The organism is Paracoccus sp. M683 (genome assembly GCF_007096355.1).
Classification (GTDB): Bacteria; Pseudomonadota; Alphaproteobacteria; order Rhodobacterales; family Rhodobacteraceae; genus Paracoccus.
The window spans coordinates 112,489-127,531 of the sequence record NZ_VKDF01000008.1; the positions used below are offsets into that span (position 1 = coordinate 112,489).

Sequence of the window (15,043 nt, forward strand, 5' to 3'; positions counted from 1 at the left end):
GGCCATGTTCTGCGGCATGCTTGCCTTTCGGGGATGAACGCGCCTTGATTGGCAGAGAACAAGGCAGTGGGGTATGAATGCCGTTTGAAAATTGGATTGCCTATGTGATCGCCTATGCCGTGATTTCGGTCATCCCCGGCCCGAGTGTTTTCATGGTGGTCGGGCAGACGCTGTCGCGTGGCGCCAGGGCCGCCATTGCCTGCATCGCCGGCGATCTTGCCGGTGGTGTGATCGTCATGAGCGCGTCTTATCTGGGGCTTGGCCTTGTTCTGGCGTCATCCAGCCTTGCCTTCATGGTGCTGAAATGGGCCGGGGTGGCCTATATGGCCTATCTGGGGATGGCGCAGATCAGCGCGGCCCGGAAGCTGACGGTGGTCGAGGTTCAGGCCTCAGATGCCCGGCGGGGCAGCTTCGGCGCGGGGTTCCTGACTGGCGTGCTGAACCCCAAGGCCATCATGTTCTACATGGCATTCCTCGCCCAGTTCGTCGAGCCGACGGCACCGCAGCTTCCGCAATTTCTGATCCTGATGGCAAGTTCCACCGTCGTGGTCGCTACGGTGCTGGGCGCCTATGCATTGCTGGCGGTGAAGATCAGTGCCCGAGTCCAAAGCCCGAGGGCGCGCAGAAGAATGGGATATGCCGCCGGTTCATGTCTGTTGGGCGGCAGCGTCGTCATGGCGGCGACCCGCTGAATGCCGGCGTGGCAAGGCTGGCGATCATGATGGCCAGATGTAAAACGCCCCTGCCAGATGGTTCTGGCAGGGGCGCAATCGTTCGATTTCCGGGCCTTCTCAGTCAGCCGTCAGCAGTGGCGGCTTGGATTTTCCGATGCGCGGTGCCTCGGGGCCGGTGATGTCAAAGACCAGCTTGTCATCGCCCAGCTTGACCTTGACGACGCCACCTTTCGTTAGCCGACCGAACAGCAGTTCCTCGGCCAGCGGCTTCTTGATGTTTTCCTGGATCACGCGACCCAGGGGACGCGCGCCCATCTTGTCGTCATAGCCTTTTTCGGCCAGCCAGTTCGCGGCGTCATCGGTCAGTTCGATATGGACGTTGCGATCCATCAGCTGCGCTTCCAGCTGCAACACGAACTTCTCGACCACCTGCACGATGACCTCGCGCGGCAGCGGCGCAAAGCTGACCACCGCATCCAGACGGTTGCGGAATTCCGGCGTGAAGGTGCGTTCGATCGCCTCGACATCCTCGCCCTCGCGCCGTTCGCGGCCGAAGCCGATGGCGGCCTTGGCCTGATCGGACGCGCCGGCATTCGTGGTCATGATCAGGATGACGTTGCGGAAATCCACCTGCCGGCCGTTATGGTCGGTCAGCTTGCCGTGATCCATGACCTGCAACAGGATATTATAGACATCCGGATGCGCCTTCTCGATCTCGTCCAGCAGCAGTACGCTGTGCGGATGCTGGTCGACACCATCGGTCAGCAGCCCGCCCTGATCAAAGCCGACATAGCCCGGAGGCGCGCCGATCAGCCGGCTGACCGCATGCTTCTCCATGTATTCCGACATGTCGAAACGCAGCAGCTCGACGCCGAGCGTATTGGCAAGCTGCTTGGCAACCTCGGTCTTGCCGACGCCGGTGGGGCCGGCGAACAGATAGTTGCCGATGGGCTTTTCAGGTTCGCGCAGGCCGGCACGGGCCAGCTTGATGGCGCTGGCCAGCGCCTCGATGGCGTCGTCCTGGCCAAAGACCACACGCTTCAGCGACACGTTCAGATCGCGCAGCACCTCGGCATCGTCCTTGCTGACGTTTTTCGGCGGGATGCGGGCGATCTTGGCCACCACGGCCTCGATCTCCTTGGGGCCGATGGTCTTGCGACGCTTGCTTTCGGCGACCAGATGCTGCGCGGCACCGGCCTCGTCGATGACGTCGATGGCGCTGTCGGGCAGCTTGCGGTCGTTGATATAGCGATGTGCCAGTTCAACGGCGGTCTTGATCGCCTCGTTTGTATAGCGCAGCTCGTGGTGCTGTTCGAAATGCGGCTTCAGGCCCATCAGAATCTTGATGCTGTCGGGCACCGAAGGCTCGTTCACGTCGATCTTCTGGAACCGCCGCGACAACGCCCGGTCCTTTTCGAAATGCTGGCGATATTCCTTATAGGTGGTCGACCCCATGCAGCGCAGCTTGCCGCCGGCCAGCGCCGGTTTCAGCAGGTTGCTGGCATCCATCGCCCCGCCCGAAGTCGCCCCGGCGCCGATCACGGTATGGATCTCGTCGATGAACAGAATCGCGTCAGGGTGGTTTTCCAGTTCCTTGACCACGGCCTTCAGCCGTTCCTCGAAATCGCCGCGATAGCGGGTGCCGGCCAGCAGCGCCCCCATATCCAGCGAAAAGATCGTGGCGCCCGACAGAACCTCGGGGGTGTCACCCTCGACGATCTTCTTGGCCAGTCCTTCGGCGATGGCGGTCTTGCCCACGCCGGGATCACCCACCAGCAGCGGGTTGTTCTTGCGGCGGCGGCACAGCACCTGGATACAGCGCTCGACCTCGGATTCGCGACCGATCAGCGGGTCGACATCACCCTTTTTCGACTTTGCGTTCAGGTCGACGCAGTATTTGGCCAGCGCCGTTTCGTCCTTCTGTTCGGGCTGTTCCTCGACCTTCGCCTCATCCTCGTGCTCGGCCCCGACGATCCGACGGGATTCGTTGAAACTGGGATTCTTGGCGACGCCATGGGCAATGAAATTCACCGCATCATAGCGGGTCATGTCCAGTTCCTGAAGGAAGGCGGCGGCGTTCGATTCGCGTTCGGCAAAGATGGCGACCAGCACATTCGCGCCCGTCACCTCGGACCGACCCGAGCTTTGAACATGGATCGCGGCACGCTGAATCACCCGCTGGAAGGCGGCCGTCGGCACAGCCTCGGACCCCTCGACATCGGTGATCAGGGTGGACAGATCATCCTCGATATATTCGATCAGCAGCTTTCGCAGCTCTTCCAGATCGACATTGCATGCGCGCATGACCTTGACCGCCTCGGGTTCGTCGGTCAGCGCCAGAAGCAGATGCTCCAGCGTGGCCAGTTCGTGGCGGTGTTCATTGGCAAGCGCAAGTGCGGCGTGGATTGCCTGTTCAAGCGAAGTCGAAAAACTTGGCACGGGCGTGGTCTCCTGTCAGTCGGCCTGCGGTATGGGCCAGATATAGCGGCCCACCTGTCCAGACTGTCACGATACAGTTAAGAATTGGTGGAAATTGGCCAGCTTCAAGAGTTTTCTTGGAAACGGGCCGCAAAAATCCGCGATTGAGGCAAATCTGTTCACCCAAAGGACAGATTTCAAGGCTCAGAAGGCATCCTTCATCGCGCGCAGTCGGGCAAAGATCTGGGCGTCGGGCGCGCCGGCCATGCCCAGTGCAGGCGCCAGCTCGGCCACACGCAGGAAGGGATTGGTTGCGCGCTCGGTCGCCAATGTGGCGGGGGCGCAGGGGAGATCGCCGCCTGCAACCCCGGACAGGCGTTGCTTCAGGGCCGCATTGTCGGGGTCGACCGAAAGCGCAAAGGCGCCATTGCCCGCGCAATAGTCATGGCCCGAACAGATTAGCGTCTCGGCGGGCAGGGCGTTCAGGCGCGAAAGACTGTCCCACATCATCGGGGCATCGCCCTCGAACAGCCGGCCGCAGCCGATGGCCATTAGGCTGTCTGCGGTAAAGGCCAGCTGCGAGTCGGGCAGGTGAAAGGCTATATGACCCACGGTATGACCCGAGACGTCGATCACATGGGCCGTTTCGCCGCAAACCGCGATGACATCGCCCGGTGCAACGGCCTCATCCAGCGGCGGCAGGCGATGGGCATCGGCAGCCGCGCCCGTTACGCGCGCGCCGGTGATCGCGACGATTTCGGCAACGGCCTGGATGTGATCGGCATGGTGATGGGTCAGCAGGATCTGGTCCAGCGTCCAGCCACGCTCGGCCAGTGCAGCCAGGATCGGCGCGGCCTCGGGTGCGTCGATCAGCACGGTCTCGCCGCCGCCATGGACCAGATAGGCATAGTTGTCCTGAAGGCAGCGGATGGTGACAAGCTGTGCCTGTTTCGCTTGCGGAGCCATTGGCAAAGTCCTTTCCCTGTGTTGTCTTCAGGGTGGCAAAACCTCTGGGCGGGCGCAATGCATCACGACATCGCCGATCTGCAACGTTTCTATTACCAGCGGTCCATTGGCCGGGTGGTCCAGCGCGTGCTGCGTGATCGGCTTCTGGCGCGCTGGCCGGCCGCACAGGCGCAGGGCATGGCGGTGGCGGGGTTCGGCTTTGCCGCGCCGATGCTGCGGCCCTATCTGACCCATGCGCGACGGGTCACGGCGCTGATGCCGGGGCCGCAGGGGGTTATGGGATGGCCCGCCGGTCAGCCCAATCACAGCGTCTTGTGCGATGAAACCGCCTGGCCCATCGACACCGGCAGCCTGGATCGGCTGGTCATCCTGCACGGGCTGGAAACCAGCGATCATCCCGATGCCCTGCTGGCCGAGGCGTGGCGGGTGTTGGGGCCGGGGGGGCGAATGCTGATCATGGTGCCGAACCGGGCGGGGCTGTGGGCGGCCTCGGACGGGACCCCGTTCGGGCTGGGGCGCAGCTATACGGCGGGGCAGCTGGAGATGCAGACCCGGCGGGCAGGGTTCGTCAATGACTGGAACGGGGCGGCACTCTATATACCCCCCTCGGACAGGCGATTCTGGCTGCGCAGCGCGCAGTTCTGGGAACGCACCGGCGCGCGGATCAGCCGGGTGCTGATTGCCGGGGTGGTGCTGGCCGAACTGACGAAGCAGGTTCACGGACCGGCTGGCAGCGGCAGTGGAGTCCATGTCCCCAGCCCGATCGAGGTGCTGGGCGGCATCGCAAGACCCCGGCCCGGCCGGCAGGAGGTCGCGCGGGGCGGCGGCGGTCATGGCCGCGCGGGTCTGCCGCGATAAGGGACGCAACAGCCGGGCTGCGACCGGTTGTCGCAGGCCGCGCCCCGGTCTTGCCCTGCGGGACTGCCAGCTGTGCCGGGCCGCGCAGTGTCAGGCGCGGGGCGGCCTGAAATCGACCGGGACAGGGCTGTTCATCGGCAGGCTGACGCCGCGACAGGCGGGCTGTCGCAAAAGCCTCTCATTTCCGTGTCCTTGGCGGTTGCAGGGGGCGAAATCACCTGCTAGAGACGCCGCAGATTTCAGGCCGGCGGACCCGACGCCGCAGGCCGCCCGACCCGCAAGCCCCGCGACAGACCGGCCAAAGGCCGGCCCGCCAGCGGGGTATGCGCAAACCGTGAAGGATGACCGTGGCAAACACAGCTTCCATGTCTCAAAGCATCGCCGGGCGCTACGCACAGGCCGTCTTTGACATTGCCCGCGACGAGGGCGGCATAGATCGCATCTCATCTGAACTGGATCAGTTGCAAGGCGCGCTGGATGGCAGCGCCGAGCTGCGCGAGCTGATCACCTCGCCCCGCTATTCGCGGGGCGACCAGAAAAAGGCCATCGGCGCGCTGGCGCAGAAGATGGGCCTGGGGGCGACGCTGGCCAACACGCTGCAACTGATGGCGTCGAACCGCAGGCTGTTCGTGCTGCCGGCCCTGATCGGGCAGTTGCGTGGCCTGATCGCCGATGAACGCGGCGAGGTGACCGCCGACGTGACCAGCGCGGTCGCCCTGACCGACGCGCAAAAGACCAAATTGACCGAGACGCTTGCGCAAAAATCGGGCAAGAAGGTCAAGCTGAATACAAGCGTCGATGAGGGTCTCATCGGCGGCATGATTGTCAAGCTGGGCTCGCAGATGATCGACTCGTCGATCCGCTCGAAGCTCGCTTCCCTCCAGAATGCTATGAAAGAGGTCGGATAATGGGAATCCAGGCAGCCGAGATTTCGGCGATCCTCAAGGATCAGATCAAGAATTTCGGGCAGGATGCCCAGGTGGCCGAAGTCGGGCAGGTTCTGTCCGTCGGTGACGGGATCGCCCGCGTCTATGGTCTGGACAATGTCCAGGCCGGCGAGATGGTCGAATTTCCCGGCGGCATCCGCGGCATGGTGCTTAACCTTGAAACCGACAACGTCGGCGTCGTGATCTTCGGCGACGACCGCTCGATCAAGGAAGGCGATACCGTCAAGCGGACCGGCGCCATCGTGGAAGTGCCGACCGGCAATGGCCTGCTGGGTCGCGTCGTTGACGCACTTGGCAACCCGATCGACGGCAAGGGCCCGATCGTTGACCCGGTCATGGCCATCGCCGACGTGAAGGCCCCCGGCATCATGCCGCGCAAATCGGTGCACGAGCCGATGGCGACTGGCCTGAAATCGGTCGACGCCATGATCCCCGTTGGCCGTGGCCAGCGCGAGCTGATCATCGGTGACCGTCAGACCGGCAAGACCGCCATCGCGCTGGACACGATCCTGAACCAGAAGAACTATAACGGCCGCGAGGCCGAAGGCGTGAAGTCGCTGTATTGCATCTATGTCGCCGTCGGCCAGAAGCGTTCGACCGTGGCTCAGCTGGTGCAGAAGCTGGAAGAAACCGGCGCGATGGCCTATTCGATCGTCGTTGCGGCAACCGCTTCGGACCCGGCACCGATGCAGTATCTGGCGCCTTACTCGGCCACGTCGATGGGCGAATATTTCCGCGACAACGGCATGGACGCGCTGATCATCTATGATGACCTGTCCAAGCAGGCCGTGGCTTATCGCCAGATGTCGCTGCTGCTGCGCCGTCCGCCCGGCCGCGAAGCCTATCCGGGCGACGTGTTCTATCTGCATTCGCGCCTGCTGGAGCGTTCGGCCAAGCTGAACGAAAACAACGGCGCCGGCTCGCTCACCGCACTGCCGATCATCGAAACCCAGGCGGGTGACGTGTCGGCCTATATTCCGACGAACGTGATTTCGATCACCGACGGCCAGATCTTCCTGGAAACCGACCTGTTCTTCCAGGGCATCCGCCCGGCCGTGAACACCGGTCTGTCGGTTTCCCGCGTGGGTTCGGCTGCCCAGACCAAGGCGATGAAATCGGTCGCCGGTCCGGTCAAGCTGGAACTGGCCCAGTATCGCGAAATGGCCGCCTTTGCGCAGTTTGGCTCGGACCTCGACGCCGCGACGCAGAAGCTCTTGAACCGCGGTGCGCGCCTGACCGAGCTGATGAAGCAGCCGCAATACCAGCCGCTGACCAACGCCGAGATCGTGATCGTCATCTATGCCGGCACCAAAGGCTATGTGGATAACGTTCCGGTTCGCGACGTGGTGGCCTGGGAACAGGGTCTGATCCAGTTCCTGCGCAACCAGAAACAGGCGCTGCTGGACGACATCACCAACAATGACCGCAAGGTCTCGGGCGATCTGGAAGACGCGATCAAGGCCGCTCTGAACGAATACGCCAAGACCCGCGCTTAAGGAGGCTGAGACATGCCCAGCCTTAAGGACCTTAAAAACCGGATCGAGAGCGTCAAGAACACGCGCAAGATCACCAAGGCGATGCAGATGGTCGCCGCCGCCAAACTGCGCCGTGCGCAAGAGGCGGCGGAGGCCGCGCGCCCCTATGCCGAACGGATGAATGCCGTGATGTCCGGGCTGACCGCCGGGGCACAGGGTTCCGACAACGCGCCGCGCCTTCTGGCCGGCACCGGCAGCGACGACCGGCATCTGCTGGTCGTCATGACGGCGGAACGCGGCCTTGCGGGCGGCTTCAACAGCTCGATCGTCAAGCTGGCGCGGCATCGCGCCGAACGGTTGCGGGCTGCCGGCAAGCAGGTCGAGATCCTGACCGTCGGCAAGAAAGGCCGCGAACAGCTGAAGCGCGACTATGGCGATCGGCTGGTCCATCACGTCGATCTGTCCGAGGTCAAGCGCATCGCCTATGGCAATGCCCGCGACATCGCTGACGAGATCCTGCAACGGTTTGAAGATGGCGGCTTTGACGTTGCCACGATCTTCTACAACCGCTTCGAATCGGTGATCAGCCAGATCCCGACCGAACAGCAGATCATCCCCGCTACCGTGCCCGACGTGGCCGAGGGCGAGGCGATGGGCGGTGCGGATTCGCAATATGACTATGAACCCGGCGAAGAGGCCATTCTGGCCGATCTGCTGCCGCGTTCGGTCGCGACCCAGATTTTCGCGGCGCTGCTGGAAAACGCAGCCAGCGAACAGGGTGCGCGGATGTCGGCCATGGACAACGCCACGCGCAACGCAGGCGACATGATCGACCGTCTGACGACCGAATATAACCGTTCGCGTCAGGCTGCGATCACCAAGGAACTCATCGAAATCATCTCGGGCGCCGAGGCGCTCTGACCCGATCAGTAGAGGAAACAGACATGGCAGAGGCCAAAGGAAAAATTACCCAGGTGATCGGCGCCGTCGTGGACGTGCAGTTCGATGGCCACCTGCCGGCGATTCTGAACGCGCTGGAAACTGAAAACAACGGCAAGCGGCTGATTCTGGAAGTCGCGCAGCATCTGGGCGAAAACACCGTCCGCACCATCGCCATGGACGCCTCGGAAGGTCTGGTCCGTGGCACCGAAGTGCGCGACACCGGCGGCCCGATCTCGGTGCCGGTCGGCACCTCGACGCTTGGCCGCATCCTGAACGTCGTGGGCGAGCCGGTTGACGAAGGCGGCCCCGTCGCCGCGACCGAAACCCGTGCCATCCACCAGCCGGCCCCGGACTTCGCCAGCCAGGCGACCAGTTCGGAAATTCTGGTGACCGGCATCAAGGTTATCGACCTGCTGGCGCCCTATTCCAAGGGCGGCAAGATCGGCCTGTTCGGCGGCGCCGGTGTGGGCAAGACCGTTCTGATCATGGAACTGATCAACAACATCGCGAAAGTGCACTCGGGTTACTCGGTGTTCGCAGGTGTTGGCGAACGGACCCGTGAAGGCAACGACCTGTATCACGAGATGGTTGAATCGGGCGTTATCAAGCCGGACAATCTGGAAGAATCGCAGGTGGCGCTGGTTTACGGCCAGATGAACGAGCCTCCGGGGGCGCGGATGCGCGTGGCGCTGACCGGTCTGACCCTGGCCGAACAGTTCCGCGATGCCACCGGCACCGACGTTCTGTTCTTCGTGGACAACATCTTCCGCTTTACCCAGGCCGGTTCGGAAGTGTCGGCTTTGCTGGGCCGTATCCCGTCCGCCGTGGGCTATCAGCCGACGCTGGCCACCGACATGGGCGCGATGCAGGAACGCATCACCTCGACCAAGAACGGCTCGATCACCTCGATCCAGGCCGTTTACGTTCCGGCCGACGACCTGACCGACCCGGCGCCTGCCACGACCTTTGCCCACCTCGACGCCACGACCGTTCTGTCGCGCGCGATCTCGGAACTGGGCATCTATCCGGCCGTGGACCCGCTGGACAGCAACAGCCGTATTCTGGACCCGGCCGTTGTGGGCGAAGAGCATTACCAGGTTGCCCGCGACGTTCAGGGTATTCTTCAGCGCTACAAGTCGCTTCAGGACATCATCGCCATTCTGGGCATGGATGAACTGTCGGAAGAGGACAAGCTGACCGTGACCCGCGCCCGGAAAATCCAGCGCTTCCTGTCGCAGCCTTTCGACGTTGCGAAAGTGTTCACCGGCTCGGACGGTGTCCAGGTGCCGCTGGAAGATACGATCAAGTCGTTCAAGGCTGTCGTGGCCGGCGAATATGACCACCTGCCCGAGGCGGCCTTCTACATGGTTGGCGGCATCGACGATGTGAAGGCGAAAGCCGAGCGTCTGGCAGCAGAAGCCGCGTAAGGGGGCGATATGGCCGATACCATGCAGTTCGACCTCGTGTCGCCCGAGCGCCGGCTTGTGTCGGTGCCGGTGCGCGAGGTGCGCCTGCCGGGCACCGATGGCGATCTCAGCGCCATGCCCGGTCATGCGCCGGTCATCGTCAACCTGCGCCCCGGCATGGTGGTTGTGGTCGACGAAAGCGGCGCCGAAGCTGAATTTGCGGTGACCGGCGGTTTCGCCGAGATCAACAACAATTCGGTTTCGCTGCTGGCCGAACGTGGTCATGCGCGCGGGGAAATGACCCAGGCCATCTTCAACGAGATGATGGTCGACGCCATTCGCCGCCGCAAGATCGCCGAGGAAAAGCACTCGGCCGGCGAGGAAATCGTCGCCGCCGCCGTGAAGTTGCTGGCTGATATGGAGGCCATGGGCACCCATATCGGGCTGGATCCGAACCAGGCCAGCGTGCCGGACTGATCGGCGCAGCATCGCGATATTGAAAAGCCCCGGCCAATGTGCCGGGGCATTTTTGAAATTCGGGACATGAACATCCTCGCCAGAAAAAATCTGGCGAGGATGTTCTTTTTCACCCGGCGGCCATCTTGCGGGTCATTCAGGATAGACGGGCTGCACTGCCAATCGTAAGCTTTGATAAGCAACTTCGTAAGAAAATCGGCCCACTGGCATGGCGCGCGACCTGAACCTGCTTTCCATGGCGCATTTCGAAGCCGTTGCCCGGCTTGGCGGTGTGATGCGTGCGGCGGAGGATTTGCAGGTTTCGGCCTCGGCGGTCAGCCAGCAGATCAAGCTGCTGGAGCAGAGCTTGGGCGTAAAACTGTTTCACCGCGAGAAGCGTCACCTGCGCCTGACCATCGACGGCGAGCGGCTGTTCCAGACCGCCTCGCAGGCGTTCCAGTCGATCCGCGAGGTGCGCGCGGCCATCGTGCGGCAGCGGGAAACGCATCACCTGTCGATCCGGGTCAGCCCGTCCTTCGGCGTGCGCTGGCTGGCCTCACGGCTGTCGGATTTCTGTCACCAGAACCCGGATTGGGATCTCAGGGTCGATGCGACGCCCAATTTCACCGAATTCGACACCGAGGTCGTCGATATGGACCTGCGCTATGGCGAGGGCGATTGGGAGGGGCTGCATACCGATTGCATCGTGCATGATTACGTCTTTCCCATGTGCTCGCCCGAATATCTGGCCGAATTGCAGGCGATTTCGGACGACCCGCGCGAGCAGTTGCGCCATGCGCGGCTGATCGACAGCGTGAAGGCCTATTACCGGTGGGATTACTGGCTGCCGCGCAATGGCATCTCGGGGGCCTCGATGTCCTATCCCTGCCGCTTCGACCGCTCCAGCATGTCGGTGCAGATGGCCAAGGATGGCGGCGGGCTGATCCTCGACAGCATGACACTGGCCTTCGAGGAATTGCGCCGGGGCCAGTTGGTGCCGGTCTCGCCCGCCTTTGAGGTGATCGAGTTTCCGGGCTATTGGGCGGTCTGCCCGCATCGCCATGTCGGGCGCCGGGCGGTGCGGCTGTTCTCGGACTGGATCAAGGACAAGGGCAGCCAGCACATGGCCGAGGCGCGGGACTGGCTTGACGGTCGAGGGCTGCGCACCCGGTTCGAGCGGCGTGCGACCTTTGCCGGCCCGGACGAGCGTTAGACAGGCGAATGCCGGGCGGCTATGCCCCGCATCCGTGATCTGTTCCGGCCTCAATAGATCGTCAGGGCCGGGATGAAGGTAAAGGCCAGCAAGGTCACCACCGCGACCAGATAGAAGGGCAGAAGCGCCTTGGACGTCTCGCCGATCCCGGTTCTGGCAATCGCCATCGAGATGAACAGCGTCGTTCCGACCGGCGGCGTATAGAGGCCGACCGACAGGTTGATCACCATCATCAGGCCCAATTGCACCGGGTCCAGCCCGATGGTGTTGCCGATGGTGACGAACAGCGGCGCCAGCAGCAGGACGGCGGCCGGCAGGTCAAGGAACATGCCGACGACCAGCATCACCAGGTTCAGCGCGATCAGCACCATCCACGGCTCGGTCAGGTGGGTGCCGACAAAGGCGGCCAGGTTTTGCGGCACCTGTTCCGCCGTCAGGATCCACTGGATCGTGCCCGAGGCCATGATGATCAGCATCACCGCGCCGGTCATCATCCCGGTCTCGACCAGCGCATTCCAGATCAGCCGGGGCGTGACATCGCGATAGAAGAAGATGCCGATCAGCAGGGCATAGGCCACGGCCAGAACGCTGACCTCGGTTGGCGTGGCGATGCCGAAGCGCAGGGTGCCGATGATGAAGATTGGCATCAGCAGGGCGGGCAGGGCAAAGATGATCTGGCTTTTGAAGGCGCGGAAGCCTCCGGGCAGGGGGGCGGAGGGCAGGCCGCGACGGCGGGCGACATACCAGACCATGACCATCATGCCGGCGGCCAGCAGCAGGCCGGGCAGGATGCCCGCGACGAACAGATCGACAATCGAGACATTGGCGACCAGCCCGTAAAGGATCAGCGGGATCGAGGGCGGGATCAGCACCGACACGGTCGAGGACGAGGCATTGATCGCCGCGGCGAAGGGCGCGGGATAGCCGTCGCGCACCTGCACCGGGATCAGCGCGTTGCCCATGGCCGAGGCATCGGCCACGGCCGAGCCGGACACACCGCCGAACATGACCGAGCCGAGGATGCTGACCTGTCCAAGGCCTCCACGAAAGCGGCCGACGATCAGGCGGGCGATATTGACCAGATATTCCCCGAACTTGCCGTGCATCATCAGCGAACCGGCAAGGATGAAATAGGGGATGGCCAGCATCGGAAAGGCCTGGGTCGGGGCGTAAAGCCGCTGCGCGATCACCGCCAGGGGCTTGCCATCCATCAGCAGGGCCAGCGCGGTGCCGCCCAGCATGGCATGGGCAACCGGCACCGACAGTGCCATCAGGCCGAAGAAGGCGAATACGAGAATGGGGGTCATGTCATTTCCTCCTCAGCTGAGGCTCGAAGCGGTCTCGACGCAGCGCAGCTCTCGGCCCATCGCGGCTGCGATCAGGTCGCAGGCGCAGATCACCGCAATGCCGCCGAAGCCATAGACAAGGCTGGCATAGCCCCAAAGCTGGCTGATCCCGCCAAGCGCCGTGATCTTCTGGAACTGCGCCGCGCCGATGATCGGGAACGAGGACCAGACCACGAAGACCGAAATCAGCAGCGTCAGCGCCGTCATGATGACGAACAGCCCCTTGCGGCCCTGTTCCGGCAGCAGGTCAGGCAGGATGGTGATGGCGATATTGCGGCCATGAACCGTGGCGATCACCACGCCGCCCGCGATCATCCAGGGCAACAGGATGGCGTGGATGTCATAGGCCCAGCCCAGCCCCTGACCCGAGACATAGCGCAAGACCACATTGACCATCAGCGCCACGAACAGGACGACCAGCGTGCCCACGCAGATCACCTGACCCGAAACATCCAGCGCCCGCACAATCCCTTGCAGGGCAGAGGGCGCGGGGCGCCCCCCGTTGCTGTCAGGGTCCGGTTGCGCAGCGCCGCTCATTTCGCGGCCTCGGCGGTGATCGCGTCGACCAGCTCGGGGAACTTGGCGCGGTATTCGTCATAGACCGGCGCTGTGGCATCGACAAAGGCCTGCCGGTCGGCGATCTCGGTCACGGTGGCGCCTTCATCGACCAGCTTCTGCCGGACCTCGGCTTCCTGTTCGGTCGCCGCCTGACGCTGGAAGGCCGTGGCCTCGTCGGCGGATGCCTGGACGCAGGCCTGATCCTCGGGCGAGAGCGACGACCACCAGGCCATGCTGGCCAGCAAAGGCGAGGTCTCGTATTTGTGCCCGGTCAGCGAGATGAACTTGGTGATCTCGTGGATCTTGGACGAATAGATATTGGTCAGCGGGTTTTCCTGCGCCTCGAAGACGCCCGATTGCAGCGCGGTCGGCAGTTCGGAAAAGGTCAGCGGGGCCGGGTTCGCGCCCACCGCGTTGAAGATGGCGATGGTCATGTCATCGGGGGGCGTGCGGATCTTCACGCCCTTCAGGTCGGCCGGCGTTGTGATCGACTTCTTCAGGTGGGTGACATGGCGGATGCCATTGTCCCACAGGCCCAGCAGCTTCAGCCCGGCGGCCTGCGCGCGTTCGTCGATCTGGGTCTTGATCTCGCCGTCGATGACCTTCCAGGCGCTTGGCGCATCGGCAAAGAGGAAGGGCAGGCCGATCACGTTCAGCTCGGGGATGATCTGGGCGGTGGCGCCCTGGCTGTTGGCGGTCAGCTGGATCACATTGGCCGAGGTCGAGGTCAGCGCCTCGACATCATCGCCCATGGTGGCGGCGCCGGCGACGCTGACCTCGATCCGGCCCTCGCTGCAAGCGGCTACCTTTTCGGCAAAGAAATCGGCAGCCAGCGAGCGCGGGTTTCCCGGCGGTTGCGCATGGGCCAGAATGACGGTGTCGGCGGTGGCGGCGCCCGTGAATACGGTGCTGCACAGGATAGCGGCCAGAATGGTGCGGTTCATGGTGATACCTCCCGGTAGGAATGATGGGTGATGCCCGCCGCCTCCTCGCGGCAGGCGGATTTGTCAGTGGATCAGCGACCCGCCGTTCACGTCGACCTCGGTGCCGGTGCAATAGGCCGACAGGTCCGAGGCGAGAAACAGGCAGCAGCCCGCGACGTCGCTGGCCTCGCCCGCACGGCCCATCGGGATACCGGCCAGAATGCCCGTCATCATGTCGGGCGTCAGTTTCCCGGCGGTGATGTCGGTGGCGATGAAGCCGGGGCAGACGGCATTGACGCGGATATTCTGCGGCGCAAGCTCGCGCGCCATCGCCTTGGTCAGGCCCAGCACCCCGGCCTTGGCGGCCGAGTAATGCGGCCCGCCAAAGATGCCGCCGCCGCGCTGCGCGGAAACCGAGGACAGGTTGACGATGCTGCCCGCATTCTGGTCGCGCATGGCCGGGATGACCGCCTGGCTCATATACAGCGTGCCGCGCAGGTTCACGTCCAGCACGGCGTCATAATTGCCGGGGCCGATATCCATGACTTTCAGGGGCTGGGTGATCCCGGCATTGTTGACCAGCACATCGACGCGGCCCCATTGCTGCAACAACGCGTCGGCTGCGGCCTTGCAGGCGCCCAGATCGGTCACGTCGCAGGCCAGCCCAACGTGGCCGTCACCCAGATCGGCGGCGGCGGCCTTGGCCTGATCCGCGTTCAGATCCAGAATGGCAACCGTCGCGCCGTGATCGGCAAAAAGCTGCGCCGTCGCCTTGCCCAGACCGCGAGGCGAGGCCGCCCCGGTCACGATTACATATTTTCCGTCCAAAAGGCCCATGACCTTCTCCTTCCTTCTGGGGCG

14 protein-coding genes are annotated in these 15,043 nt (G+C 63.6%); 8 read left to right on the top strand and 6 right to left on the bottom strand.

Annotated elements, in window-relative coordinates; genetic code table 11:
• The first annotated feature begins 77 nt into the window (after positions 1-77).
• The gene (locus FNJ84_RS15130) at positions 78-692 is read left to right on the top strand and encodes a LysE family translocator (RefSeq protein WP_143794053.1); all 615 of its coding nucleotides are present in this window, start codon (positions 78-80) and stop codon (positions 690-692) included.
• A gap of 99 nt (positions 693-791) precedes the next feature.
• On the opposite strand, the gene clpA is transcribed toward FNJ84_RS15130, so the two are convergent.
• Both clpA and gloB read right to left on the bottom strand, forming a co-directional pair.
• Positions 792-3,113 carry an ATP-dependent Clp protease ATP-binding subunit ClpA gene (gene clpA / locus FNJ84_RS15135; protein ID WP_143794054.1) on the bottom strand — a complete coding sequence of 774 codons (2,322 nt, stop codon included), beginning with the start codon at positions 3,111-3,113 and terminating at the stop codon, positions 792-794.
• Between the two features lie 183 nt (positions 3,114-3,296).
• On the bottom strand, positions 3,297-4,058 hold the full coding sequence (gene gloB / locus FNJ84_RS15140; RefSeq protein WP_143794056.1) for a hydroxyacylglutathione hydrolase: 762 nt from the start codon (positions 4,056-4,058) through the stop codon (positions 3,297-3,299).
• Between the two features lie 57 nt (positions 4,059-4,115).
• Here gloB and FNJ84_RS15145 point away from each other — a divergent pair, with 57 nt between their 5' ends.
• The 7 genes from FNJ84_RS15145 to FNJ84_RS15175 all read left to right on the top strand — a co-directional run bounded on the left by FNJ84_RS15145 (position 4,116) and on the right by FNJ84_RS15175 (position 11,355).
• Complete coding sequence (locus tag FNJ84_RS15145) at positions 4,116-4,916, top strand: methyltransferase domain-containing protein (RefSeq protein WP_143794058.1); 801 nt, start codon at positions 4,116-4,118, stop codon at positions 4,914-4,916.
• Between the two features lie 347 nt (positions 4,917-5,263).
• Positions 5,264-5,824 carry a F0F1 ATP synthase subunit delta gene (locus FNJ84_RS15150; RefSeq protein ID WP_185968554.1) on the top strand — a complete coding sequence of 187 codons (561 nt, stop codon included), beginning with the start codon at positions 5,264-5,266 and terminating at the stop codon, positions 5,822-5,824.
• On the top strand, positions 5,824-7,359 hold the full coding sequence (gene atpA, locus FNJ84_RS15155; protein WP_143794062.1) for a F0F1 ATP synthase subunit alpha: 1,536 nt from the start codon (positions 5,824-5,826) through the stop codon (positions 7,357-7,359). Before FNJ84_RS15150 ends, atpA begins: the two co-directional genes overlap by 1 nt.
• Positions 7,360-7,371: 12 nt before the next feature.
• Positions 7,372-8,259, top strand: coding sequence for a F0F1 ATP synthase subunit gamma (locus FNJ84_RS15160; protein WP_143794063.1), 888 nt, complete (start codon positions 7,372-7,374; stop codon positions 8,257-8,259).
• Between the two features lie 23 nt (positions 8,260-8,282).
• On the top strand, positions 8,283-9,707 hold the full coding sequence (gene atpD / locus FNJ84_RS15165) for a F0F1 ATP synthase subunit beta (protein WP_143794065.1): 1,425 nt from the start codon (positions 8,283-8,285) through the stop codon (positions 9,705-9,707).
• A 9-nt stretch (positions 9,708-9,716) separates the two neighbouring features.
• A complete protein-coding gene (locus FNJ84_RS15170) occupies positions 9,717-10,163 on the top strand; it encodes a F0F1 ATP synthase subunit epsilon (protein ID WP_143794067.1) in 447 nt (148 codons plus the stop codon).
• A 208-nt stretch (positions 10,164-10,371) separates the two neighbouring features.
• Positions 10,372-11,355, top strand: a complete 984-nt coding sequence (locus FNJ84_RS15175; protein WP_143794068.1) for a LysR substrate-binding domain-containing protein — start codon at positions 10,372-10,374, stop codon at positions 11,353-11,355.
• A 50-nt stretch (positions 11,356-11,405) separates the two neighbouring features.
• Here the strand turns inward: FNJ84_RS15175 and FNJ84_RS15180 are convergent, their stop codons facing one another.
• From FNJ84_RS15180 to FNJ84_RS15195, 4 genes are all read right to left on the bottom strand, one after another.
• Positions 11,406-12,662, bottom strand: coding sequence for a TRAP transporter large permease (locus FNJ84_RS15180; protein WP_143794070.1), 1,257 nt, complete (start codon positions 12,660-12,662; stop codon positions 11,406-11,408).
• Between the two features lie 12 nt (positions 12,663-12,674).
• Entirely contained in the window at positions 12,675-13,238 is a 564-nt protein-coding gene (locus FNJ84_RS15185; RefSeq protein WP_143794072.1) for a TRAP transporter small permease, read from the bottom strand.
• Complete coding sequence (locus tag FNJ84_RS15190) at positions 13,235-14,203, bottom strand: TRAP transporter substrate-binding protein (protein WP_143794074.1); 969 nt, start codon at positions 14,201-14,203, stop codon at positions 13,235-13,237. Before FNJ84_RS15190 ends, FNJ84_RS15185 begins: the two co-directional genes overlap by 4 nt.
• Positions 14,204-14,266: 63 nt before the next feature.
• The gene (locus FNJ84_RS15195; RefSeq protein ID WP_143794076.1) at positions 14,267-15,019 is read right to left on the bottom strand and encodes an SDR family NAD(P)-dependent oxidoreductase; all 753 of its coding nucleotides are present in this window, start codon (positions 15,017-15,019) and stop codon (positions 14,267-14,269) included.
• Positions 15,020-15,043: the final 24 nt, after the last annotated feature.